The following is a 19,930-nucleotide window of genomic DNA, read 5'->3' as shown; positions in this document are numbered from 1 at the left end:
GCTGCCGTCGAGCTGCCGCCCGACGGATCAGCCCCGTCGGATCAGCCCTCGTCGGTGGTGGCGGTGGTCTTGGCGGCCGCGGTCTTCTTCGCGGCCGTCTTCTTCGCCGCCGCCGTCTTGGTGGTGGTCGTCTTCTTCGCCGCCGTCTTCTTGGCGGCGGTCTTGGTCGCCGTCGCCTTGGCGGTGGTCGTCTTCTTCGCCGCGGCCTTCTTCGCCGGGGCCTTCTTCGCCACCTTCTTCACCGGCCCGCGCGCCCGCTTCTCGGCGAGCAGCTCGTAGCCGCGCTCCGGCGTGATGGTCTCGACCTCGTCGTCCTTGCGCAGCGTGGCGTTGGTCTCGCCGTCGGTCACGTACGGGCCGAAGCGGCCGTCCTTGACCACCACCGGGCGCTCGGAGACCGGGTCGGTGCCCAGCTCCTTGAGCGGCGGGGCGGCCGCGGCGCGACCGCGCTGCTTGGGCTGGGCGTAGATCGCCAGCGCCTCGTCGAGGGTGATGGTGAAGAGCTGGTCCTCGCTGGTGAGCGAGCGCGAGTCGGTGCCGCGCTTGAGGTACGGGCCGTAGCGGCCGTTCTGCGCGGTGATCTCGGCGCCCTCGGCGTCGGTGCCGACCACGCGCGGCAGCGAGAGCAGCCGCAGCGCGTCCTCCAGGGTGACGGTGTCCAGCGCCATGGTCTTGAACAGCGAGGCGGTGCGCGGCTTGACGGCGTTCTTGCCGGTCTTGGGCGTGCCCTCGGGCAGGATCTCGGTCACGTACGGGCCGTAGCGGCCGTCCTTGGCGACCAGCATGTTGCCGCTGACCGGGTCCGGGCCGAGCTCGAAGTCGCCGCTGGGCTTGGCCAGCAGCTCCTCGGCCAGCTCGACGGTCAGCTCGTCCGGCGGCAGCTCGTCCGGGATGTCGGCGCGCTGGCCGGGCTCGCCCTCGACGGCGGAGGCGCGCTCGACGTACGGGCCGTAGCGGCCGACCCGCAGGGTGATGTCGTCGCTGATCCGGAACGAGCTGATCTCCCGGGCGTCGATCGCGCCGAGGTCGGTGACCAGTTCCTTCAGGCCGCCCAGGTGGTCGCCGTCGCCGTTGCCGGCCTCGGCGGCACCGCCGGCCGCGCCCTCGCCCTCACCGAAGTAGAAGCGCTTGAGCCACGGCACGGACTTCGCCTCACCGGCGGCGATCCGGTCGAGGTCGTCCTCCATCCTCGCGGTGAAGTCGTAGTCGACCAGCCGGCCGAAGTGCTTCTCCAGCAGGTTGACCACGGCGAAGGAGAGGAAGGACGGGACGAGCGCCGTGCCCTTCTTGAACACGTACCGGCGCTGGATGATCGTGTCGATGATCGACGCGTAGGTGGAGGGGCGGCCGATCTCGCGGTCCTCCAGCTCCTTGACCAGCGAGGCCTCGGTGTAGCGGGCCGGCGGCTTGGTGGCGTGGCCCTCCGGGGTGATCCGCTCGGCGGCCAGCGGGTCGCCCTGGGCGACCTGCGGCAGCCGGCGTTCGCGGTCGTCGAGCTCGGCGTTCGGGTCGTCGGCGCCCTCGACGTAGGCCTTGAGGAAGCCGTGGAAGGTGATGATCTTGCCGGAGGCGGAGAACTCGACGTCCCGCCCGTCGGCGGAGGCGCCACCGACCCGGACGGTGACGGACTGGCCGACCGCGTCCTTCATCTGGGAGGCGACGGTGCGCATCCAGATCAGCTCGTACAGCCGGAAGTCGTCGCCGCTCAGACCGGTCTCGGCGGGGGTGCGGAAGCGGTCGCCGGAGGGGCGGACGGCCTCGTGCGCCTCCTGGGCGTTCTTGACCTTGCTGGCGTAGGTGCGCGGGGCGTCCGGCAGGTAGTCGGCGCCGTACAGCTGGGTGACCTGCACGCGGGCGGCGGTGACGGCCGTCTCCGACAGCGTGGTCGAGTCGGTACGCATGTAGGTGATGAAGCCGTTCTCGTACAGCTTCTGGGCCACCTGCATGGTCCGCTTGGCACCGAAGCCCAGCTTGCGGCTGGCCTCCTGCTGGAGCGTGGTGGTGCGGAACGGCGCGTACGGCGAGCGGCGGTACGGCTTGGACTCGACGCTGCGGACGCTGAACGCGGTCTGCTCCAGGGCGGCGGCCAGCTGACGCGCGGCCTGCTCGTCCAGGTGCAGGGTGTTGGTGCTGCCGGCCTTGAGCCGGCCGTCCGAACCGAAGTCGCGGCCGCTGGCGATCCGCTTGCCGTCGACCGAGGCCAGCCGGGCGCCGAAGGTCTCCGGGTTGGCGGCGTCGGCCGGGGTGCGGCCGGTGCCGAAGGTGCCGACCAGGTCCCAGTACGAGGCGGTGTGGAAAGCCATCCGCTCACGCTCGCGCTCGACCACCAGACGGGTCGCCACGGACTGCACCCGGCCCGCCGACAGCTTCGGCATGACCTTCTTCCACAGCACCGGCGAAACCTCGAAGCCGTAGAGGCGGTCGAGGATGCGGCGGGTCTCCTGGGCGTCGACCAGGCGCTGGTTCAGCTCGCGCGGGTTGGCCACGGCCTCCTGGATCGCCGTCTTGGTGATCTCGTGGAACACCATCCGGTGCACCGGCACCTTGGGCTTGAGGACCTGCTGGAGGTGCCACGCGATGGCCTCGCCCTCGCGGTCCTCATCGGTGGCCAGGAAGAGTTCGTCGGACTCCGCCAGGAGCGACTTCAACTTGCTGACCTGGGACTTCTTGTCCGCGTTGACCACGTAGATCGGAGCGAAGTCGTGATCGACGTCCACTCCGAGGCGGCGCACCTCGCCGGTGTACTTGTCCGGCACCTCGGCCGCGGTGCTGGGCAGGTCGCGGATGTGCCCGACGCTCGCCTCGACGATGTAGCCGGGGCCCAGGTAGCCCTTGATCGTCTTCGCCTTGGCCGGCGACTCGACAATGACGAGTCGCTGTCCGTGCGCGGTCTCGCTGCTCGGGGACACCTTCGCTCTTCTCTCCCGGTCCTTATGTGGCTGGTCGGCGCTGGCAGCACGGGCTGCGCTCCGCCCGACCCCTCCACCGTCCCGGGGTCGCCGCTGCACGACACCCCACCAGCGGAGTGTGACCGTACCCCGGCCACCCTTGTCAAACGGACGGATCCCGCTGTTTCGCTTGCCGCGCTCACCGACGCCACTCGAACGGTAACCCGATGACGGAGGTTCGCGCCCCGTGGAGGGGGGCTTCGGCAGGTTCCGGAGGATGGAATGACGGATTTCAAGATCTGTCAACGGAAAATCGGCGCGCATGCGGTATGGCGCTCTCCGGATCGCGCCGGACCCGGCCGCCGGACGACAGCCGACGGACCGCCGGATCCGGCCGACGGACCCTGACACCGGGTCCGGCCGACCGACCGAGGGGCTGCTCGCCCCCTCAGCGGCCGATCGCCGCCAGCAGCCCGGCGCCCGCCCCCAGGCACGCCACCCCCAGGGCGCACCAGAGCAGGTCGACGACCGCCGCCCGGCCGATCTCCCCGGCCGCCAGCACCGCCCGGCGGGGGCGGTCCGGGTCGTAGCAGATCCGCACCGGGGCTCCGGGCGCGAACCGCTCCGGACGGCGCAGCGGGGTGTGCCCGCGCGGCCGGGTGAGCACGAGTTCCGCGATCCGGCCGGAACCGGAGCCGGAGCCCGACCCGGCCCCGCCGACCGCCGGCGGCACGGAGAAGGAGAGCAGCGGCGCGCTGTCCAGCTGGCCGTGCACGTCCCTCTCGGCGACGACCGTCGCCACCACCGGAACCCCCGAGCGGCGCACCCGGTGGCGAAGGCGCACTTCGGCGGCGCACCAGAGCAGCAGCGCGCCACCGAAGAGGGCGAGCACCAGCCCGCCGACGGTCGCCGTCGTCGTGTCCACCCCTGGCCCCCGGCTCCCCAACTCTGTCCACAGCCTGTGGACAGAGCCTCACAGCACCCGACCAACGGCGGGCAGCCGGACGGGGACCACCGGACGAACCAGGGGGTACGGGAGGGTGAACCGGAAGGTGCCGGAGCGGCGTTCTACCGAACGGGGCCGGAGTACGGCACGGCACCACGCCACACGGCACGGCCCCGCACGGCACCGCACCGCGCCTAACCTCAGCGCACCGGACCTCACCGCACCGGGTCGATGAACCCCTGCTCGGTCAGCAGCCGGAGCGACTCCGGCACCCGGTCCCGCAGCACCACCCGGTCCTCGCCCAGCAGGTGCGCGATGGCGTCCACGATCTCGCCCGCCGAGAGCGTGCCGTCGCACACCCCGACGAACCCGGCGCCGACCGTGTCCACCTTGGTGGCCCGCCGCATGCCCCGGTTGTGCCGCAGCACCACGTGCTCCGGGTCCTCCGCCCCCGGCGCACCGACCTGCTCCTGGACCACCTCGTCGGCCAGCACGTAGCGGGCCGCGAGCAGGCCCGCGTCGTCGTGCGAGCGCAGGAAGTCCTGCCGGTCGAACCACGCGTCGATGTGCGGACCGAGCGGCTGCTCCACCGGGTGCGGCCACTCCTCCACCCGCACGGTCGGACGCTCGGCGCCGCCCGCCCGCAGGGTGATCCAGCCCATCCCGATGCCCTCGACCCGGCCCGCCTCGAAGGCGTCCAGCCACTCGCCGTACCGGGCCTGGTAGTCGCCGCCCGGGCCGCGGTGGTCACCGCCGTCGCGCAGCCACAACTCGGCGTACTGGGCCACGTCCTGGACCTCGCGCTGGACCACCCAGGCGTCCAGTCCGGTGCCCGCCACCCAGCCGGCCAGCCGCTCCTGCCAGTCCTCGCCCCTGACGTGCTGCCAGTTGGCGAGCAACTGGCAGTAGCCACCCGGCTCCAGGTGCTCGGCGGCCGACCGCACCAGGCTGCGGCACAGGTCGTCCCCGGCCATGCCGCCGTCACGGTAGGTGAACCGGCCGCCGGGCGAGATCACGAACGGCGGGTTGGAGACGATCAGGTCGAACTTCCGCTCCCCGACCGGCTCGAAGAGACTGCCGGTGAACACCTCGGTGTCGTCGAACCCGGACAGCGCCAGGGTCAGTTCGGTGAACCGCAGGGCACGCGGGTTGAGGTCGGTGGCGGTGACGCTCCCGGCGTGCCGGGCCGCGTGCAGCGCCTGTACGCCAGAGCCCGAACCGAGGTCCAGCGCCGCCCGGACGGGACGGCGCACGGTGATGTTGGCCAGCGTGGTGGACGCCCCGCCGACCCCCAGCACCAGGTCCTTGCGGGCCACCCCGTGCGCGGTCTCACCGGAGCCGATCCCGCCCGCGCCACCGACCGCGCACCCCAGGTCGGACACCACCCAGGCGTCCGAACTGGGCATCCCGGAAACCTCGTTGGCGTACGGCCGGACGTCCACGGTGGCGCGCACCAGGTCCCCGTCCGGGCGCAGCCAGCCGTCCGCCAGGCAGTCCTCCACCGGCAGCGCGGCGGCGGCCGCCCGGTACGGCACCGGCTGCTGCAGCAGGAAGAGCCGCACCAGCGTCTCCAGCGGGCTGCCGCCCCGCGTCGCGCGCAGCGCCGGGACGGCCTCACTGCGGGCCAACGCCGCGTAGCCGGTGGGCCCCAGGAGGTCCAGGCACCCATCGGCGGTGAACGAGGCGGCCAGCAGCGCCTCGCGCAGCTTGGCCAGGCGGGTCGGGTCGAGAACGGGGCTACTGATCACCCCGCCATTGTCCCCCGCCTCACCCCGCCCCTGCCCCACCGGCCCGCCGACCCCACCGGGAGCGCAGGCCCGGCCCCACGCCCCCGCCGACGGCCGGAGCGCCCCACCGGGCGCACCGGGACGTCGGGCAGGGCCTCCGGAAGCCGGGACGCCGGACGGGACCTCGGCTCAGCTCGCGCTGGGTGCCGGCGCCGCCGGGGCCGAGGACGAAGCCGGGGCCGCCGGGGTGGTGGCGCCCGCCGAGGGGGCGGCCGCCGGGCTCGCGCTGTCCGTCCCGCCCGGCGCGGGGCTGCCGCTGGGGGCACCCGCCGAGGAGGTGGCACCGGCGCTCGGGCTGCCGCCCGCACCGGGGGTGGCCGTGGAGCCACCGGCACTGCCGCTCGCCCCGGCACCCGGGGTGGCCTGGGAGGGCTTGCACCCCTCCTGCTTGGCCATCGCCTTGCCGAGGTCGCCGCTGCCCAGCTTGCTCTGCGCCTGGGTGGACAGCGAGGACAGCCGGCGCAACTGGTCGCCGACGCTGTTCAGCCCGTCCGCGAACTTCGCCTGGTCGTCGATGGCCAGGGCGTCCAGCTTCTTCTGGACGTCCAGGTAGCCGTCGGCCGCCTTCTTCAACTCGTCGACGGTGTCCTTCTGCAGCGCGGCACCGTTGTCCACCTTGGGCGCACCGGCCGCGTCGATCGCGGCCGCGATGTCCTGGTTGGTCTTGCCCAGTCGCCCGATGTCCGCCGACAGCCGCTTCCGCAGGTCGGTCGGGGACTCACCGGTCTTCACCTGGGCGGTGTCGGCGAGCGCGACCTGCGCCTGGGCGATCGGGTCCTTGGCCGCGCCGCAGACGTTCGACGCCCAGGAGTCCAGCTGCTTGCTGTTGTCGTCGCCGCCGCAGCCGACGGCGCCGAACGCGAGCAGCACGCCGAGGGCGGGTACGGCCAGCAGTCGCTTGTTCACCGGGAGGAGCCTTTCGGTTTCGGTCGTCTTCGGTCGTCGAACCTACACGGCCGTCACCGCCCGTCCGGTTCCCGGCTGCCCGGCTCCCGCCCCTCCCGGCCCCGAACTCCCGCCCCACGCACGGTGCCCGGCCCCCGCCCGACGCCCACGGCTCCTCCCCGACGCTCAGGCCCGCTCGACCCGGATCGGATCGCCCGGCCGCACGGTGCTCAGCACCCGGGCATCGCCGTCCAGCAGGCCGAGGACGTTGCAGGGACCGGCCAGTCGGCACTCGCCGTCGTGCGAGATCGGGGTCGGTCCGTACGGCAGCGCGAGGCTGTCGCCGTCGGTCCAGTACGCGACCGTGCCCGGCTCGACCACCTGCCGGGCACCGTCCTCGCGCGGCACGCTCACGGGCGTGCCGAAGTAGACCTCCTCGCCCCAGGTGGAGGCCGTGGAACTGATCGGCAGCTCGGCCCAGAGCGCTTCGGTGGTGGGGGTGGCCGCCAGCGTGGCGGTGGCCTGCCCGGCCGGCCACAGGATGCGGATCCGCATGTGCTTCCTCTTCCGCGACGAGGTCCGGTCGATGACCGGACCCGGTCGTGCCGGAAGCAGCGAACCGCCGGGCCGCACACCTTGTCAACGGGCGTCCGGAACGTGGGCGTCCGGAGTACGGGCGTCCGGAACGTGGGCGCCCGCAGGCACAGCCGGGTGACGTCAGACCGCGACGGAGGGCACCGAAACCGGCCAGCTCATCCGGATCACGCCGCCGTCGGCGCCGTTGGTGACCTCCAGGTCCTCGACCAGGCCGGTGATCACGGCGAGTCCCAGGGTGTCCTCGTCCGGGTCGCCGCCCTCGGCGGCACCGGCGGCCGGGACCGCGGCGGGGCCCGCCTCGTCCTCGACCTCGATGAGGAAACGCTTCTCCTGGTCGGTCAAAGCGACCCGCACCGTGCCGCCGATCCCACCACGCTGGTGCAGACCGACCGCACGGGAGCACGCCTCACCGACCGCGAGCCGTACCTCGTCGAGCACCGACTCGTCGACCCCGGCCCGTCTGGCGACGGCCGCGGCGACCAGCCTGGCCGTCCGCACGTGCTCGGGAAGCGCGCTGAATCGAAGTTCGACGGTTGCCATCTCTCCCCCTCGGGGTACTCCGACCGGGGCCGACAGCGCGGCCCCGCGGACCGGCTGGACCGGCCCTGAGACGCCCGGGGAACGGGGGCCGCACAGGCCCCCGCGCCCCGAACGCGTGGAACGGGCGGGCCGACCGCGGGGGCCGGCCCGGACGCGTCAGTCGGTCGCGGCGACCGCGTCGTCCACCGAAGTGTGGATCGGGAAGACCTTCGTCAGACCGGTGATCCGGAAGATCTTGAGAATGCGCTCCTGGTTGCACACCAGGCGCAGCGAGCCCTCGTGGGCACGCACCCGCTTCAGACCGCCCACGAGCACGCCGAGGCCGGTCGAGTCGAGGAAGTCGACGCCCTCCATGTCGACGACGAGGTGGTACTTGCCGTCGTTGACGAGCTCGACCAGCTGCTCCCGCAGCTTCGGGGCGGTGTACACATCGATCTCGCCGCCAACCTCGACGACCGTACGATCGCCGACTGCACGGGTCGACAGGGACAGGTCCACGGAACCTCCAGCACCTTGCCTTGCTACGTCATGTGCGATCCTCGGCCGGACGGCCGCCACCGCATGGTCGCGAGCCCGGGCGCGCCAAGCCAACAAGCCAACGCGTGGCGAGCCTCAGCGCTGCGACCCACGGCCATACGGCCGTCACGGCCACATTCAACCACCTGCGACCATGACCGCACGATGGCTTACGACGATTCTCCGTCACGCCGGTGACACACTGGGTCCTCATGCCGCCCCGACACAGCCTGCCCGAGGCACTGCTCACGACCCTGTCCACCAGTCGGGGGCGGGCCGACCGGCTCACCCATACGGAGCACCTTCCCGCCCGGCCTGCGCGTTATTCACCGTGGCCCGACTCGATCCGACCGGAGATCGTCGCCGCCGCGGCGGACGTCGGGGTGGAACAGCCCTGGGCGCACCAGGCAGAAGCGATGAACCTGGCCAAAAGCGGCCAGACTGTGGTGATCGCCACAGGCACCGCCTCGGGCAAGTCGCTGGGCTACCTGGCACCGGTCCTCAGCGACCTGCTGGAGGGCACCGAGGCCCGCAACGGCCGCGGCGCCACCGCGCTCTACCTGGCCCCGACCAAGGCGCTCGCCGCCGACCAGCGCCGCCGCGCCGCCGAACTCGCCCCGCCCCGGGTCCGGGCCGCCCTGTACGACGGCGACACGCCCCCCGAGGAGCGCGAGTGGGTCCGCCAGTACGCCTCCTACGTGCTCACCAACCCGGACATGCTGCACCGGGGCATCCTCCCCGCGCACGCCCGCTGGGCCTCCTTCCTCAAGGTGCTGCGCTACGTGGTCGTCGACGAGTGCCACAGCTACCGGGGCGTGTTCGGCTCGCACGTCGCCCAGGTGCTGCGGCGGCTGCGCCGCCTCTGCGCCCGTTACGGTTCGTCACCCACCTTCCTGCTCGCCTCCGCCACCACCGCCGACCCGGCCGTCACCGCCCGGCGACTGACCGGTCTGCCCGCGGCGGCCGTCACCGAGGACGCCTCGCCGCGCGGCCCGATGGTCTTCGGCCTCTGGGAGCCGCCGCTGACCGAGAACGTCGGGGAGCACGGCGCCCCGGTGCGCCGCACCGCCACCGCCGAGGCCGCGTACCTGCTGACCGACCTGGTCGAACGGCAGACCCGGACGGTCGTGTTCGTCCGCTCCCGGCGCGCCGCCGAACTCGTCGCCCTGCAGACCCAGGACCAGCTCGGCCGACCGCTCGCCGAGCGGGTGGCCGCCTACCGCGGCGGCTACCTCGCCGACGAACGCCGGGCCCTGGAGCGCGACCTCCACTCCGGCCGACTGCTCGGACTCGCCTCCACCTCCGCCCTCGAACTCGGCGTCGACATCTCCGGCCTCGACGCCGTCCTGATGGCCGGTTACCCCGGCACCCGGGCCTCGCTCTGGCAGCAGGCCGGCCGGGCGGGCCGGGAGGCCCAGGGCGCGCTGGCCATCCTGATCGCCCGCGACGACCCGCTGGACACCTACCTGGTGCACCACCCGGAGGCGCTGTTCGCGACACCCGTCGAGGCCACCGTGCTCGACCCCGACAACCCGCACGTACTCGCCCCGCACCTGTGCGCGGCCGCCGCCGAACTCCCGCTCACCGACGCCGACCTGGAGCTGTTCGGGCCCTCCACCGCACCGCTGCTGCCGGTGCTGGAACGGCGCGGCCTGCTGCGCCGGCGCACCGACGGCTCCTGGTACTGGACCCGCCGGGAGCGCGCCGCCGACGCCGTCGACCTGCGGGGCAGCGGCGGCAGCCCGGTGCAGATCGTCGAGGCCGACACCGGCCGGCTGCTCGGCACCGTGGACGCCGCGGCCGCCCACACCACCGTCCACACCGGGGCCGTCCACCTCCACCAGGGCCGTACCTACCTGGTCCGGGAGCTCGACCTGGAGGACTCGGTCGCCCTGGTCGAACCGGCTGACCCGCCGTACACCACGGCCGCCCGTGACATCACCTCCATCTCCGTCCTCGACACCGACACCACCGTCCACTGGGGCGAGGGCCGACTCAGCTTCGGCTCGGTGGAGGTGGTCAACCAGGTGGTCGGCTACCTCCGGAAGCGGATCTCCACCGGGGAGATCATGGGTGAGAGCAAGCTCGACCTCCCGCCCCGCACCCTGCGCACCCGCGCCGTCTGGTGGTCCGTCACCGAGGACCAACTGCTCGACGCGGACCTGCCGCTCGACCGGCTGCCCGGCGCCGCCCATGCCGCCGAGCACGCCTCGATCGGGCTGCTGCCGCTGTTCGCCACCTGCGACCGGTGGGACATCGGCGGCGTCTCCGTCCCGCTGCACCCCGACACCGGGCTGCCCACGGTGTTCGTCTACGACGGCCACCCGGGCGGCGCCGGCTTCGCCGAACGCGGCTTCCAGCGCGCCGTCGAGTGGCTCACCGCCACCCGCGCGGCGATCGCCTCCTGCGAGTGCGAGCGCGGCTGCCCGTCCTGCGTCCAGTCGCCCAAGTGCGGCAACGGGAACGACCCGCTGGACAAGACGGCCGCCGTCCGGCTGCTGGACGTCCTGCTGGCCGGAGCGCCCGGGGCGGCCGCGGCGGCGGCCCCCGCCGCAGGCCCGGCGGTAGGGCCAGCGGTAGGACCCGCAGCGGACCCGGACGGCGGAGCACCGGCCGCTTCATGAGGCCACCGCCCCGCCCGGGGCCGTGGGCGCACCGGGGGCCGGCAACGGGCCGGGGGCCGTGGGCGCGGCGCTCGGGATCCCGCCCGGGGTACCGGGGCCGCTGGGGCCGCCCAGCGCCTCGCCGAGGCCGTCCTCGGCCGCGGCGGCCGGGGCCCGCACCGGCCCGGCCCGCGACCTCGCCCGCGCCGGACCGACCGGCAGCCGCCGCGGAAGCCCACCGACCGGCACCTCGGCCACCACCTCGACGGCGTCCGCGGAACGGTCCACCGCGCAGGACACCAGCGCGGCCCCCTGCGCCGCCGCGATCCCGACGGCCCGGGCGCAGCCGCCGTCCGGGTCCAGCAGCAGCCGGTCCGCGGCCGCGAGGGCCGCCAGGTCGGCTGCCGACTCGGCCCGGTGCCGGGCGGCCACCACCGTGCCGACCGCGACCGTCGCCGCGAAGACCGTCGTGCCCAGCATCGCCAGGGCGAGCAGCCAGACCGTCGCCGAGCCCGTGTCCGCCCCGTACCCGCCCCTGCCCGGTGCCGCCGCCCGAGCGCTACGGACCCGCCCGAACCGCCCCAACCGCGCCGGCCACTCCACCGCCCACCGACGGCCAACCGGACGGCAGTCGGCCGACCTGGCAGTCCTCCGGGCCACTGTCGAGCCGTCAGGCGGGCCATCCACCTCCACCTCCTCCCTCCACGGTCCCTTCCGCTCCTTCCATTCCTTCCGCGGTGCCGCCCAACACGTCCTCCCGGGCGGCCACCGCCATCGCACCGACCCGGACAGCGAGCAGCCCGGCCAACCTCCCCGGCGCCGCGCACGGGGCGTCCACGTCGACCCGTACCGTGTCCGCCGCGACCGCCACCCGGACCCGCGCTCCCGGCGGAGCCGCCGCACGGGCGAGTCCGGCGGCGTCCGACTCGCCCCGGGCGGCCGCCCTGGCGCCGATCCTGGCCGCGTCCACGCAGGTGATCTGCGCCGCGGCCGCGAGCACGCCCCAGATCAGCATCGCCGCGAGCAGGACGAGCGCGGGCAGCAGCACCGCCGTCTCCGCCGTGACGAAGCCGGCGTCCCCGCGCCGCCCCCGCCACGACCCCTGCCACGGCCCCTGCCACGGCCTCCGTACGGCCCGTACAGGCCGGTTCGACCGGCCGGGTCGCGGTCGGGCGCTACGTCGCACGGAGCGCCCGTTCCAGCGTCTCGGTCAGCGCCCCGGTGATGGCCGCGCTGGTGACCACCTTGTACAGCCCGGCCGCGAGGGCGCACGCACCCAGCGTGCCGACGGCGTACTCAGCCGTGGTCATCCCGGCGTCCGAACGCCCCCGGTACCGCGCCACCCTGCGCACCCGGCCGGCGACCCCGCGGCTCTTCCGCCGCCACGCTCCCGGCAGGTGCTGGAACGGACGCCCGATGCTGGGCCTGGTCGCGAAAACTGCAGTCATCGATCTCTCCTGTCTGGATACTTACCGGTCCCTCTCGCGGGTCCCGGCCCGACGGGCCCGGACCCGACACCCACTCACATCGCCCACCCGAAACGGCTGGTCAGGCCGATCACCACCGGCACCACTCCGATCAGGACGAAGGCCGGCAGGAAGCAGAGCCCGAGCGGCGCGGTGGCGAGCACCGCGGCCCGGCGGACCCTGACGTGGGCCGCCCGGCTGGCGGCGGTCCGCTGCTCCCGGGCCAGTTCGACCAACGGGCCGGTCGCGGGAGCTCCACCGAGGCTCGTCCGGACCAGGCACCGCGCCAGCGGCGCCAGCGCCGGGTGCCGTGCGCCCAACCTGGTCCAGCAGAGCTCCGGCGGTGCGCCCAGGACCAGTTCGGCCCCGATCGCGACCAGCCTCGGCCCCAGCGGTGCGCCCACGCTCCGCCCCACCGCCGCCACCGCCGCCGAGGGCAGCGCCGCCGCTCCGAGGCAGGCCGCCAACAGCTCAGCGCCCAAGGGAAGTTGCCTGAGCAGCAACTGCTCCTCCAGCATCGCCCGGCGATCCGTCGGCGATCTGGCCCGGGCCGACCACCGGTGCACGCCCACCGCTGCCAGCGCCCCGGCCACCGCACCGGGGCCACCACCGACCAGCGCCGCCACCGCCAGCCCCGCGACGACCGCCGTCGCCAGTCGCCGCCGGGGTCCAACCCCGCTGCGCCCGACCCCGCTGCGCCCAACATCGGTGCGCCCAAGATCGGTGCGCCCGGGCCCGGTTCGACTCCGCACCTCCTCTCGTTCCCGCTGCCAGGCGAACGCCCTCCGTCCGGCGCTGCGCCCCGCCCCGTGCCGGGCCACCCCGGCCGCAGCCGCCGATAGCGCCACAGCCGTCACCGAAAGCCCGGCCGGCACCCACCCGCCCAGTCGCATCACCCCGCCCCCGCTCCGACATCGAGCGCCCACGGGCCCCCTCGCCGCCCACCACCGCGCCGAGGCAGGCCCGTCACCCCAGGACGGCTCCCCACACCCCAGGGGGCCTCCAACGCGCTCTGGGCCGCCGCCCGGACGATCCGGGCCGTCCAGAGCACCCCCAGGCCCTCCAGCACCGCCCCCGCCCCCAGACAGCCGAGTCCAGCCGGGGTGTGCAGCAGGACCTCCACCGGACGGGCCCCGAGCGCTCCGCCCAGGAGCAGCCCCGCGCCCGGCAGGGCGGCCAGGACCGCGATCGTCGCGCGCGGTCCGGCCAGCTCCCCCGCGATCTCCTCGGTCAAGGCCCGCTCACCGCGCAGCGCCTCCGCGACCCGGTCCAGCGCAGCGGCCAGCCCCGACCCGCCGTCGGAGGCCACCCGCCAGCAGGCAGCGATCGCTGCCGCCCCACTGCCGCCGGGCAGTTCGGCGAGCAGCTGGAGCGCAGCGGGGACGTCCCCGCCGTAGCGCCCCGCCGCCAGCCGGGCCACCGGCTCCGCGCCGAGCCGGCGCAGCCCGTCCGGGTCCGCGGCCAGCCGGGCCGTGACCAGGTGCAGGGCCTGCTCCGGGGTCGCACCACTGCGCAACTCCCCGGCCAGCGCGGCACACAGCTCCACCACCGCGGCGGCCCGCCGCCCGGCCTCGGCCTCCCGTCGCCGCCGCAGCCGCCACCTCCTCAGGGGGAGGACGGCCAGCACTCCCGCGAGCACCGGCACGGGCGAGGCGGTCGCCTGGCCGGCGACCAAGCCCACCGGCAGCGCCAGTAGTTCGGGCGCCAGCAGCCCAAGCAGCCGACCCCGCACCCGGCCCACCTCCTCCGGCTGCGGCTCGTGGACCGGGGGCCCGTACACCGGGGGCCCGCTGCCCGCCGGCACCAGCCTGGAGCGCCGCCCACCGGGTAGCTGCTCCTGGACCGCCCGCCACCCGACGGCGGCCAGCAGGCACAGCAACGTCACCCAGCAGAGCGCCGGTTGGACCTGCGTCATGTCACCCACCTCCCTGCCCTCGACCCTTCCGGCCCGCCGCCCCGAGCAGCACCAGGGCGCCCGTCGCACACGCGACCAGGAACAGCACGAACCCGATCTCCACCAGCCGCAGCTCCCGCTCGGCCCGGCCCGCTCCCGTCAGCGCCACCGCCGCCGCCACCGACACCGGGGCCGGCACCCACACCGGCACCGCGGTCGAGACCGCCGCCACCACGGCCCTCATGGCGTCACCGCCCCGATCGCCACCCCGCGAGCGGCCAGCAGCCCGACCAGCCGTTCCCAGCCCGCCCCCGGCACCAGGCCGCCCGCGGATGGGAACCGCACCGCCGGGGTGGTCACCGCCAGCCCGTTGCCGTCCCCGGCCAGTGTGTGGATCTCCGCCACCCGGCGCCGCCCCGAGTCCGAGTCCCGGACCAGGTGCACCACCACGTCCAGCGCGGCCCGCAGTTGGCTGTGCAGGGCCGGGCGGTCGAGCCCGGCGAGCGAGCCGAGCGCCTCCAGCCGGACCGGCACGTCCGCCGCCGTATTGGCGTGGACGGTCCCGGAACCGCCCTCGTGGCCGGTGTTGAGCGCGGCCAGCAGGTCCGACACCTCGGCCCCGCGCACCTCGCCGATCACCAGCCGGTCCGGCCGCATCCGCAGTGCCTGCCGGACGAGGTCCCGCAAGGTGAACTCGCCCAGCCCCTCCTGGTTCGGCGGTCGGCTCTGCAGTCGGACCACGTGCGGGTGGGCCGGCCGCAGTTCGGCGGAGTCCTCGGCGACCACGATCCGTTCGTCCGGACCGACCAGGCCGAGCAGGGCCGCGAGCAGGGTCGTCTTGCCCGAGCCCGTCCCGCCCGAGACCAGGAGCGACAGCCGCGCCCGCACGATGCCGGCCAACAGCTCCGCGCCCTCCGGTGGCAGCGCGCCGCCCGCCACCAACTCGTCCAGCGTGAACGGCCGGGGCCGCCACACCCGTAGCGAGATGTGCGTGCAGCCGGCCGCGATCGGCGGCAGCACCGCGTGCAGCCTGGTGCCGTCCGGCAGTCGGGCGTCCACCCAGGGCCGGGCGTCGTCCAGGCGCCGCCCGGCCGCGGTGGCCAGCCGGTGGGCCAACCGCCGCACCGCCTCGGCGTCGGCGAACCGGACCCCGGTGGCCCGGTGCAGACCGCCGCCACGGTCGACCCACACCTCGTCCGGACCGTTCACCAGCACGTCCGTGACGTCGGGCGCCGCCAGCAGCCGCTCCAGCGGGCCCGCACCCACCAGTTCGGCGCGCAGCGAGCGCACGGTGTCCAGCACTTCGTCCCCGCCGAGCGGTGGCCGGGTGGCCCGCAGCACGGCTGCCACCGAGCCCGCCGTCGGGGCGGCCCCGGACTCGGCCAGCCGCAGCCGGACCGCGTCCACCAGCTCGGCCGACCGCTCCTCGCTGGCCGTCCGACCGTACGGGCAGGGCCCGTGTCCGGCCGGGCCCGGCCCGCCGGGCGGCGGCACGCTCCGGAGCGGCCGGTGCTCCCGCGCACCGTCGCCCGGGGCCGGGGCACCGCCCCGCGTTCCTGTCCTGCGCAGACGGACCATCAGTACGCACCTCCTCCGACCGCCGACACCGGCGGCAGCACCTCGTTCAGGAAGCTCGCGCAGAAGCGCGCGAGCGGACCGCCCTCCCGTGTGCCGGGCGGGACGCCCTTCTCGACGTCCTCGGTCAGCCCCGGCTCCGGTTCCAGCTCCCCCGCCAGCTCCAGCCGCAGCCCGCGGGCGATCCGGTGGGCCGGGAGCCCGCCGGCCCGCACCGGCCGCACCACAGCCCGGACGTCCCCGAGCCGCATCCGGGCCGCCGCCGCGACCCGGTCGGCGGCCGCCACCGCACGCAGCTCGGCCGGGACGACCAGCAGCGCCAGGTCGGACTGCTCCAGCGCCTGCCCGGCGGCCGCGTCCAGGTGGCGCGGCACGTCGACCACCACCAGCCCGCCGCGCCGTCGGGAGGCGGCGAGCACGCTGCGCATGGCGGCCGGCGGCACCGTCAGGGTGTCGCCGCGGTCCCAGGACAGGCAGGACAGCCCGGAGAGCCGTTTGAGGGCCGGCAGCGCCCTGGCGAGTTCGGCCCCGCTGACCCGCCCGCGCGAACCGGCCAGGTCGGGCCAGCGCAGCCCGCGGGCCGTCTCGCCGCCGAGCAGGATGTCCAGGCCCCCGCCCAGTGGATCGCCGTCGAGGAGCATGGTCCGCCGCCCGGTCCGCGCGGCCGTGACCGCGAGGGCGCAGGCCAGGGTCGAGGCCCCGGCCCCGCCCCGGCCGCCGAGCACCGCGACGGTGACGGCCGGGGAGCCGACGCCCTCGGCCGCGTCCGCGATCCGGTCCAGCAGCCAGGCCTCGGCGTCGGGCAGGAACAGCACGTGCTCGGCGCCGAGTTGGACGGCTCTGACCCACACGCCGGGGTCGTCGAGGTCCAGCCCGAGCAGCAGGACCCCGCTGCGCCGGCCCAGCCCCGCGCAGTGCTCCGCCCGGTCGTCCCCGACCAGGACCAGCGGGGCGGCCTCCCACAACTCGCGCGGCGGCGGCGCGCCCCTGATCAGCCGGGGCTCGGTGCCCGCTGCCGCGCAGACCCGCAGCAGGTGCTCGGCCAGGTCCTCGTCCCCGGTGACCACGAGCGGCCCGGTGGCCGCGGGGCCCTCGGCGGTGACGTGGGAGGTGATCGGCGTCGACATGGTGTTCTCCCCTCTGTGCCGCGGCCACCAGGGGCTGCCGCGGCACGCGTCGGACGGTTCCGACGGACGGCCGCCAGGCAGACCTCTGGGAGAGGAAGGGGTGAGGCCCTGCCCGGCGACCGCCGCCGACCATCACGGTGGGGGGAGATCCGGATTCCGTCATCCACGTTCCGATTGCCTGTGGATAACTCGGGGGTTGTGGATGAAAACGTTCACTCGGACGGGGGGCTATTCGTCGAAGAATTGACGAAAGGGGGCCGCGGGGACGGCCCGGCCGTCCATCGCCCCCCAGCCGACCGCCCTCCCCACCCCCGCCCCAGCGGCCCTGCACGCCCCATCAGGACGGCCCCGCGCACCCCGCCGGAACGGCCCCGCGCATCTCGCCGGAACGACCCCGGGGAGCCGATCGGAACCAGCCGTGGGCATCCTGCGCGTCATGAGCAGACGGCAACGCAGAGTGACGAAAGGTGGTGGACGGATCGAGCCGTCGACACCACCTGTACACCTCGGGAAGGACCGCGCGGAAGCCTGCGCGAAGGGCCTTCAAGCCCTGAAAATGGCCCCGGACGTGCGACGACCCCCGCCGGGGGGGAGAGCGGGGGTCGTCTATCCACAGCCCGACTCGGGGGGGAGGAGCCGGACCGGGTTAGCACGGTCGCGAACGATCCGTGACTTCCATGGTGTACCCGAGCGGCCAGAAACACAAACCCGCACGCCCACGAGTACACCGAATGGCGGGGTGTTTTGCGGCTCCCTCTATCCTCGGTTCCCGTGGACACCACCGAGAACGCCGACGACCACGCCGACGAGTCCCAGGGCGACCCCACCGGGCCCGAGGAGCCGAGCGCACCCGCCCGCCCCCGGCCGACCGGCCTGCGGACCGCCGCCTTCTTCGACCTCGACAAGACCATCATCGCCAAGTCGAGCGCGCTGGCGTTCAGCCGGCCTTTCTACCAGGGCGGCCTGATCAACCGTCGGGCCGTACTGCGCAGTGCGTACGCCCAGTTCGTCTTCCTGGCGGGCGGCGCGGACCACGACCAGATGGAGAAGATGCGCGAGTACCTATCCGCGCTCACCCGGGGCTGGAACGTCCAGCAGGTCCGCGAGATCGTCGCCGAGACCCTGCACACCCTGATCGACCCGATCATCTACGACGAGGCCGCCTCACTGATCGAACAGCATCACGCGGCCGGCCGGGACGTGGTGATCGTCAGCAGCTCCGGCTCCGAGGTGGTCGAGCCGATCGGCGAACTGCTGGGCGCGGACCACGTGATCGCGACCCGGTTGAAGGTCGAGGACGGCTGCTACACCGGCGAGATCGAGTACTACGCCTACGCGGAGAACAAGGCCGCGGCGATCCGGGAGTTGGCCGGGACGGAGGGCTACGACCTGGCCGCGTCGTACGCCTACAGCGACTCCTCGACCGACCTGCCGCTACTGGAAGCGGTCGGCCACCCCTCCGCCGTCAACCCCGACCGCGCGCTGCGCAAGGAGGCGCAGGCCCGGGAGTGGCCGGTGCTGGTCTTCGACCGGCCGGTGCAACTGCGACGGCGGGTGCCGGAGTTCTCCGCACCGAGCGGTTCGGTGCTGACGGCCGTGGCGGTCGGGACGGCCGCGGTGACCGCCGGGGTGATCTGGTACCTGGCCCGCCGGCGCCGCCCGGCCGCCTGAAGCGCCCACCGGAAGACCTTGATCCACCGCAATCCGGTGCGATCCACCGGGAAAGCCTCGAAACGGGCAGATCAGCACAGACTTCTCGTTTCGGGTTCCCCTTTCGGCCGAAACGCGATACAAAGGAAGCACGGCCCGCGAGACCCGGTCAGGACCGAAGAGGTCAAACCGACAACGCAGTTCAGGCCCCACGGACCGCACGTACAGACATCCGAGCACCCACATGCAGCCGACCCGCTGTCGGGCCGCCGGACCAGACGAACGGGCAGGATCCCCGTCTGATCGGCACTTCCGGTGCATGCTTGGTCACCCGGCTGTCTGCACCAGCGGCGGCACCCAGCAGGATCAGGTGCCGCCGCATCTTCGTGCCCGCGGGGTTCGCGTCGCGCGGACTCTCCGCCCGGGCTCAGGCCATGCCGCGCTGCATCGCCTCGCAGACCGCCGTGCTCTCCCGCACCCCCAGTCGCAGCGCCCGCCCGCAGTGGGCGATCCAGGCCGCCATGCCCTCGGACGTGCCCGCCAGGTAGCCCGCGAAGGCGCGCCGGTAGGAGTCGGTGCCCAGCTCGGTCAGGCCGACCTCGGTGGGGCAGATCGACTTCGGGTCGAGGCCCTCGGCGATCAGCACGATCCGCTGGGCGGCCCGCGCGATCATCCCGTTGTGGCTGCCGAACGGCCGCAGGGCGAGCAGTTCGCCGTGCACCACCGACGCGACCACCAGGGCCGGCGTCCCCACGCCCTGCCCCTCCGCGCGGGCCACCAGCAGCCGGGAGAGCTGGTCCAGCCGGGCCGCGACCTCCTCCGCGCCCGGCGCGGGCGGCAGCACGGGCGTCGGCCCGACCGCGGCCTCGACCTCGACGCTCTCCACCGGTTCGAGCTCCAGCGGGAAGAGCTCCTCGGCCCCCTCCCCCGCCCGGCGCGGCCGGCCGGCGGCCGGGTCGGTGTCGCCGACCGCGAGCAGGTGCAGCCGGGCCAGCACCTGGAGCGGCGAGTGCCGCCAGACGCTGAGCAGCTGACCCGCCTCGGCCGTGATCCGCAGGGCCGCACCGACCGTACGGGCCTCGGCGTCCGCGCTGAAATCGGTCCGCCGGCGGACCTCCTCCAGGGGCCAGTCGGCCCCGGCCACGGCCGCCGACGCGCGGGCGCCGCGCAGCGCGGACTCGGAGGTGACCTCGGCCGCGCGGCGGCGCATCACCCGGTGGCCGTAGAGCCGGTCGACGGCCTTGCGCACCTCGGCCACGGCGGCGGGCACCCCGGGGAGCTGGGCCAACGGGGCGAGGGGATCTGTTCCAGTGCTCACCTACCCGAGAGTAATGAACGGGCGGCCCCTCCCGGAACAGCAACCCCGCATCACCCGTTAGAGGCAATCCTCACTTCCCTCCCCCGGCGGACCCCAAACCCCGGCTAGCATGGCCACTATCGGAGACGATAACGATTT

General features: G+C 74.5%; 18 protein-coding genes. 2 read left to right on the top strand and 16 right to left on the bottom strand.

From position 1 onward, the window contains the following. Positions 1-41: 41 nt before the first annotated feature. The 7 genes from topA to bldG all read right to left on the bottom strand — a co-directional run bounded on the left by topA (position 42) and on the right by bldG (position 8,141). Entirely contained in the window at positions 42-2,909 is a 2,868-nt protein-coding gene (gene topA / locus ACFY2K_RS00135) for a type I DNA topoisomerase (protein WP_380588300.1), read from the bottom strand. Positions 2,910-3,336: 427 nt separating this feature from the next. Beyond that, positions 3,337-3,813, bottom strand: coding sequence for a DUF3592 domain-containing protein (locus tag ACFY2K_RS00130; protein ID WP_380399542.1), 477 nt, complete (start codon positions 3,811-3,813; stop codon positions 3,337-3,339). Positions 3,814-4,049: 236 nt separating this feature from the next. Beyond that, positions 4,050-5,582 (bottom strand): methyltransferase, encoded by a 1,533-nt coding sequence (locus tag ACFY2K_RS00125; protein WP_387708916.1) that lies wholly within the window; start codon positions 5,580-5,582, stop codon positions 4,050-4,052. 168 nt (positions 5,583-5,750) lie between these two features. After that, positions 5,751-6,527: a hypothetical protein gene (locus ACFY2K_RS00120; RefSeq protein WP_387708914.1), complete on the bottom strand. Its 777-nt coding sequence runs from the start codon at positions 6,525-6,527 to the stop codon at positions 5,751-5,753. 165 nt (positions 6,528-6,692) lie between these two features. After that, the gene (locus ACFY2K_RS00115) at positions 6,693-7,061 is read right to left on the bottom strand and encodes a cyclophilin-like fold protein (protein ID WP_375887574.1); all 369 of its coding nucleotides are present in this window, start codon (positions 7,059-7,061) and stop codon (positions 6,693-6,695) included. Positions 7,062-7,223: 162 nt separating this feature from the next. Next, positions 7,224-7,643: an ATP-binding protein gene (locus tag ACFY2K_RS00110; RefSeq protein ID WP_375887576.1), complete on the bottom strand. Its 420-nt coding sequence runs from the start codon at positions 7,641-7,643 to the stop codon at positions 7,224-7,226. 156 nt (positions 7,644-7,799) lie between these two features. Further along, complete coding sequence (bldG, locus tag ACFY2K_RS00105) at positions 7,800-8,141, bottom strand: anti-sigma factor antagonist BldG (RefSeq protein ID WP_188305076.1); 342 nt, start codon at positions 8,139-8,141, stop codon at positions 7,800-7,802. A gap of 230 nt (positions 8,142-8,371) precedes the next feature. Between bldG and ACFY2K_RS00100 the strand changes: the two genes are divergently transcribed. After that, positions 8,372-10,783 carry a DEAD/DEAH box helicase gene (locus tag ACFY2K_RS00100; RefSeq protein WP_387708909.1) on the top strand — a complete coding sequence of 804 codons (2,412 nt, stop codon included), beginning with the start codon at positions 8,372-8,374 and terminating at the stop codon, positions 10,781-10,783. Here ACFY2K_RS00100 and ACFY2K_RS00095 read toward each other — a convergent pair. The 8 genes from ACFY2K_RS00095 to ssd all read right to left on the bottom strand — a co-directional run bounded on the left by ACFY2K_RS00095 (position 10,778) and on the right by ssd (position 16,824). Next, the gene (locus tag ACFY2K_RS00095) at positions 10,778-11,347 is read right to left on the bottom strand and encodes an Rv3654c family TadE-like protein (protein ID WP_387708906.1); all 570 of its coding nucleotides are present in this window, start codon (positions 11,345-11,347) and stop codon (positions 10,778-10,780) included. The genes ACFY2K_RS00100 and ACFY2K_RS00095 overlap by 6 nt on opposite strands. Before the next feature lie 85 nt (positions 11,348-11,432). Then, a complete protein-coding gene (locus ACFY2K_RS00090; RefSeq protein WP_387708903.1) occupies positions 11,433-11,810 on the bottom strand; it encodes a TadE family type IV pilus minor pilin in 378 nt (125 codons plus the stop codon). A 127-nt stretch (positions 11,811-11,937) separates the two neighbouring features. Then, positions 11,938-12,210, bottom strand: a complete 273-nt coding sequence (locus tag ACFY2K_RS00085) for a DUF4244 domain-containing protein (RefSeq protein ID WP_375887585.1) — start codon at positions 12,208-12,210, stop codon at positions 11,938-11,940. A gap of 74 nt (positions 12,211-12,284) precedes the next feature. After that, positions 12,285-12,854 (bottom strand): type II secretion system F family protein, encoded by a 570-nt coding sequence (locus ACFY2K_RS00080; RefSeq protein ID WP_387708899.1) that lies wholly within the window; start codon positions 12,852-12,854, stop codon positions 12,285-12,287. A gap of 266 nt (positions 12,855-13,120) precedes the next feature. After that, the gene (locus ACFY2K_RS00075; protein WP_387708896.1) at positions 13,121-14,143 is read right to left on the bottom strand and encodes a type II secretion system F family protein; all 1,023 of its coding nucleotides are present in this window, start codon (positions 14,141-14,143) and stop codon (positions 13,121-13,123) included. 1 nt (position 14,144) lies between these two features. After that, positions 14,145-14,366 carry a hypothetical protein gene (locus ACFY2K_RS00070; protein WP_380588288.1) on the bottom strand — a complete coding sequence of 74 codons (222 nt, stop codon included), beginning with the start codon at positions 14,364-14,366 and terminating at the stop codon, positions 14,145-14,147. Next, positions 14,363-15,700, bottom strand: a complete 1,338-nt coding sequence (locus ACFY2K_RS00065) for a TadA family conjugal transfer-associated ATPase (RefSeq protein WP_387708893.1) — start codon at positions 15,698-15,700, stop codon at positions 14,363-14,365. The genes ACFY2K_RS00070 and ACFY2K_RS00065 overlap by 4 nt, the downstream gene beginning before the upstream one ends. Then, the gene (gene ssd / locus ACFY2K_RS00060; protein ID WP_380399521.1) at positions 15,700-16,824 is read right to left on the bottom strand and encodes a septum site-determining protein Ssd; all 1,125 of its coding nucleotides are present in this window, start codon (positions 16,822-16,824) and stop codon (positions 15,700-15,702) included. Before ssd ends, ACFY2K_RS00065 begins: the two co-directional genes overlap by 1 nt. Positions 16,825-17,697: 873 nt before the next feature. Between ssd and ACFY2K_RS00055 the strand changes: the two genes are divergently transcribed. Then, positions 17,698-18,495, top strand: a complete 798-nt coding sequence (locus tag ACFY2K_RS00055) for an HAD family hydrolase (protein ID WP_375887701.1) — start codon at positions 17,698-17,700, stop codon at positions 18,493-18,495. A 406-nt stretch (positions 18,496-18,901) separates the two neighbouring features. On the opposite strand, the gene ACFY2K_RS00050 is transcribed toward ACFY2K_RS00055, so the two are convergent. Continuing rightward, positions 18,902-19,792: an oxidoreductase gene (locus ACFY2K_RS00050; protein ID WP_387708889.1), complete on the bottom strand. Its 891-nt coding sequence runs from the start codon at positions 19,790-19,792 to the stop codon at positions 18,902-18,904. Positions 19,793-19,930: the final 138 nt, after the last annotated feature.

Source organism: Kitasatospora sp. NPDC001309, assembly GCF_042896295.1.
In the GTDB taxonomy this organism is placed as follows: domain Bacteria; phylum Actinomycetota; class Actinomycetes; order Streptomycetales; family Streptomycetaceae; genus Kitasatospora.
The sequence above is the reverse complement of the archived record's forward strand: the minus strand, read 5'-3'. Positions and strand labels throughout refer to the sequence as shown.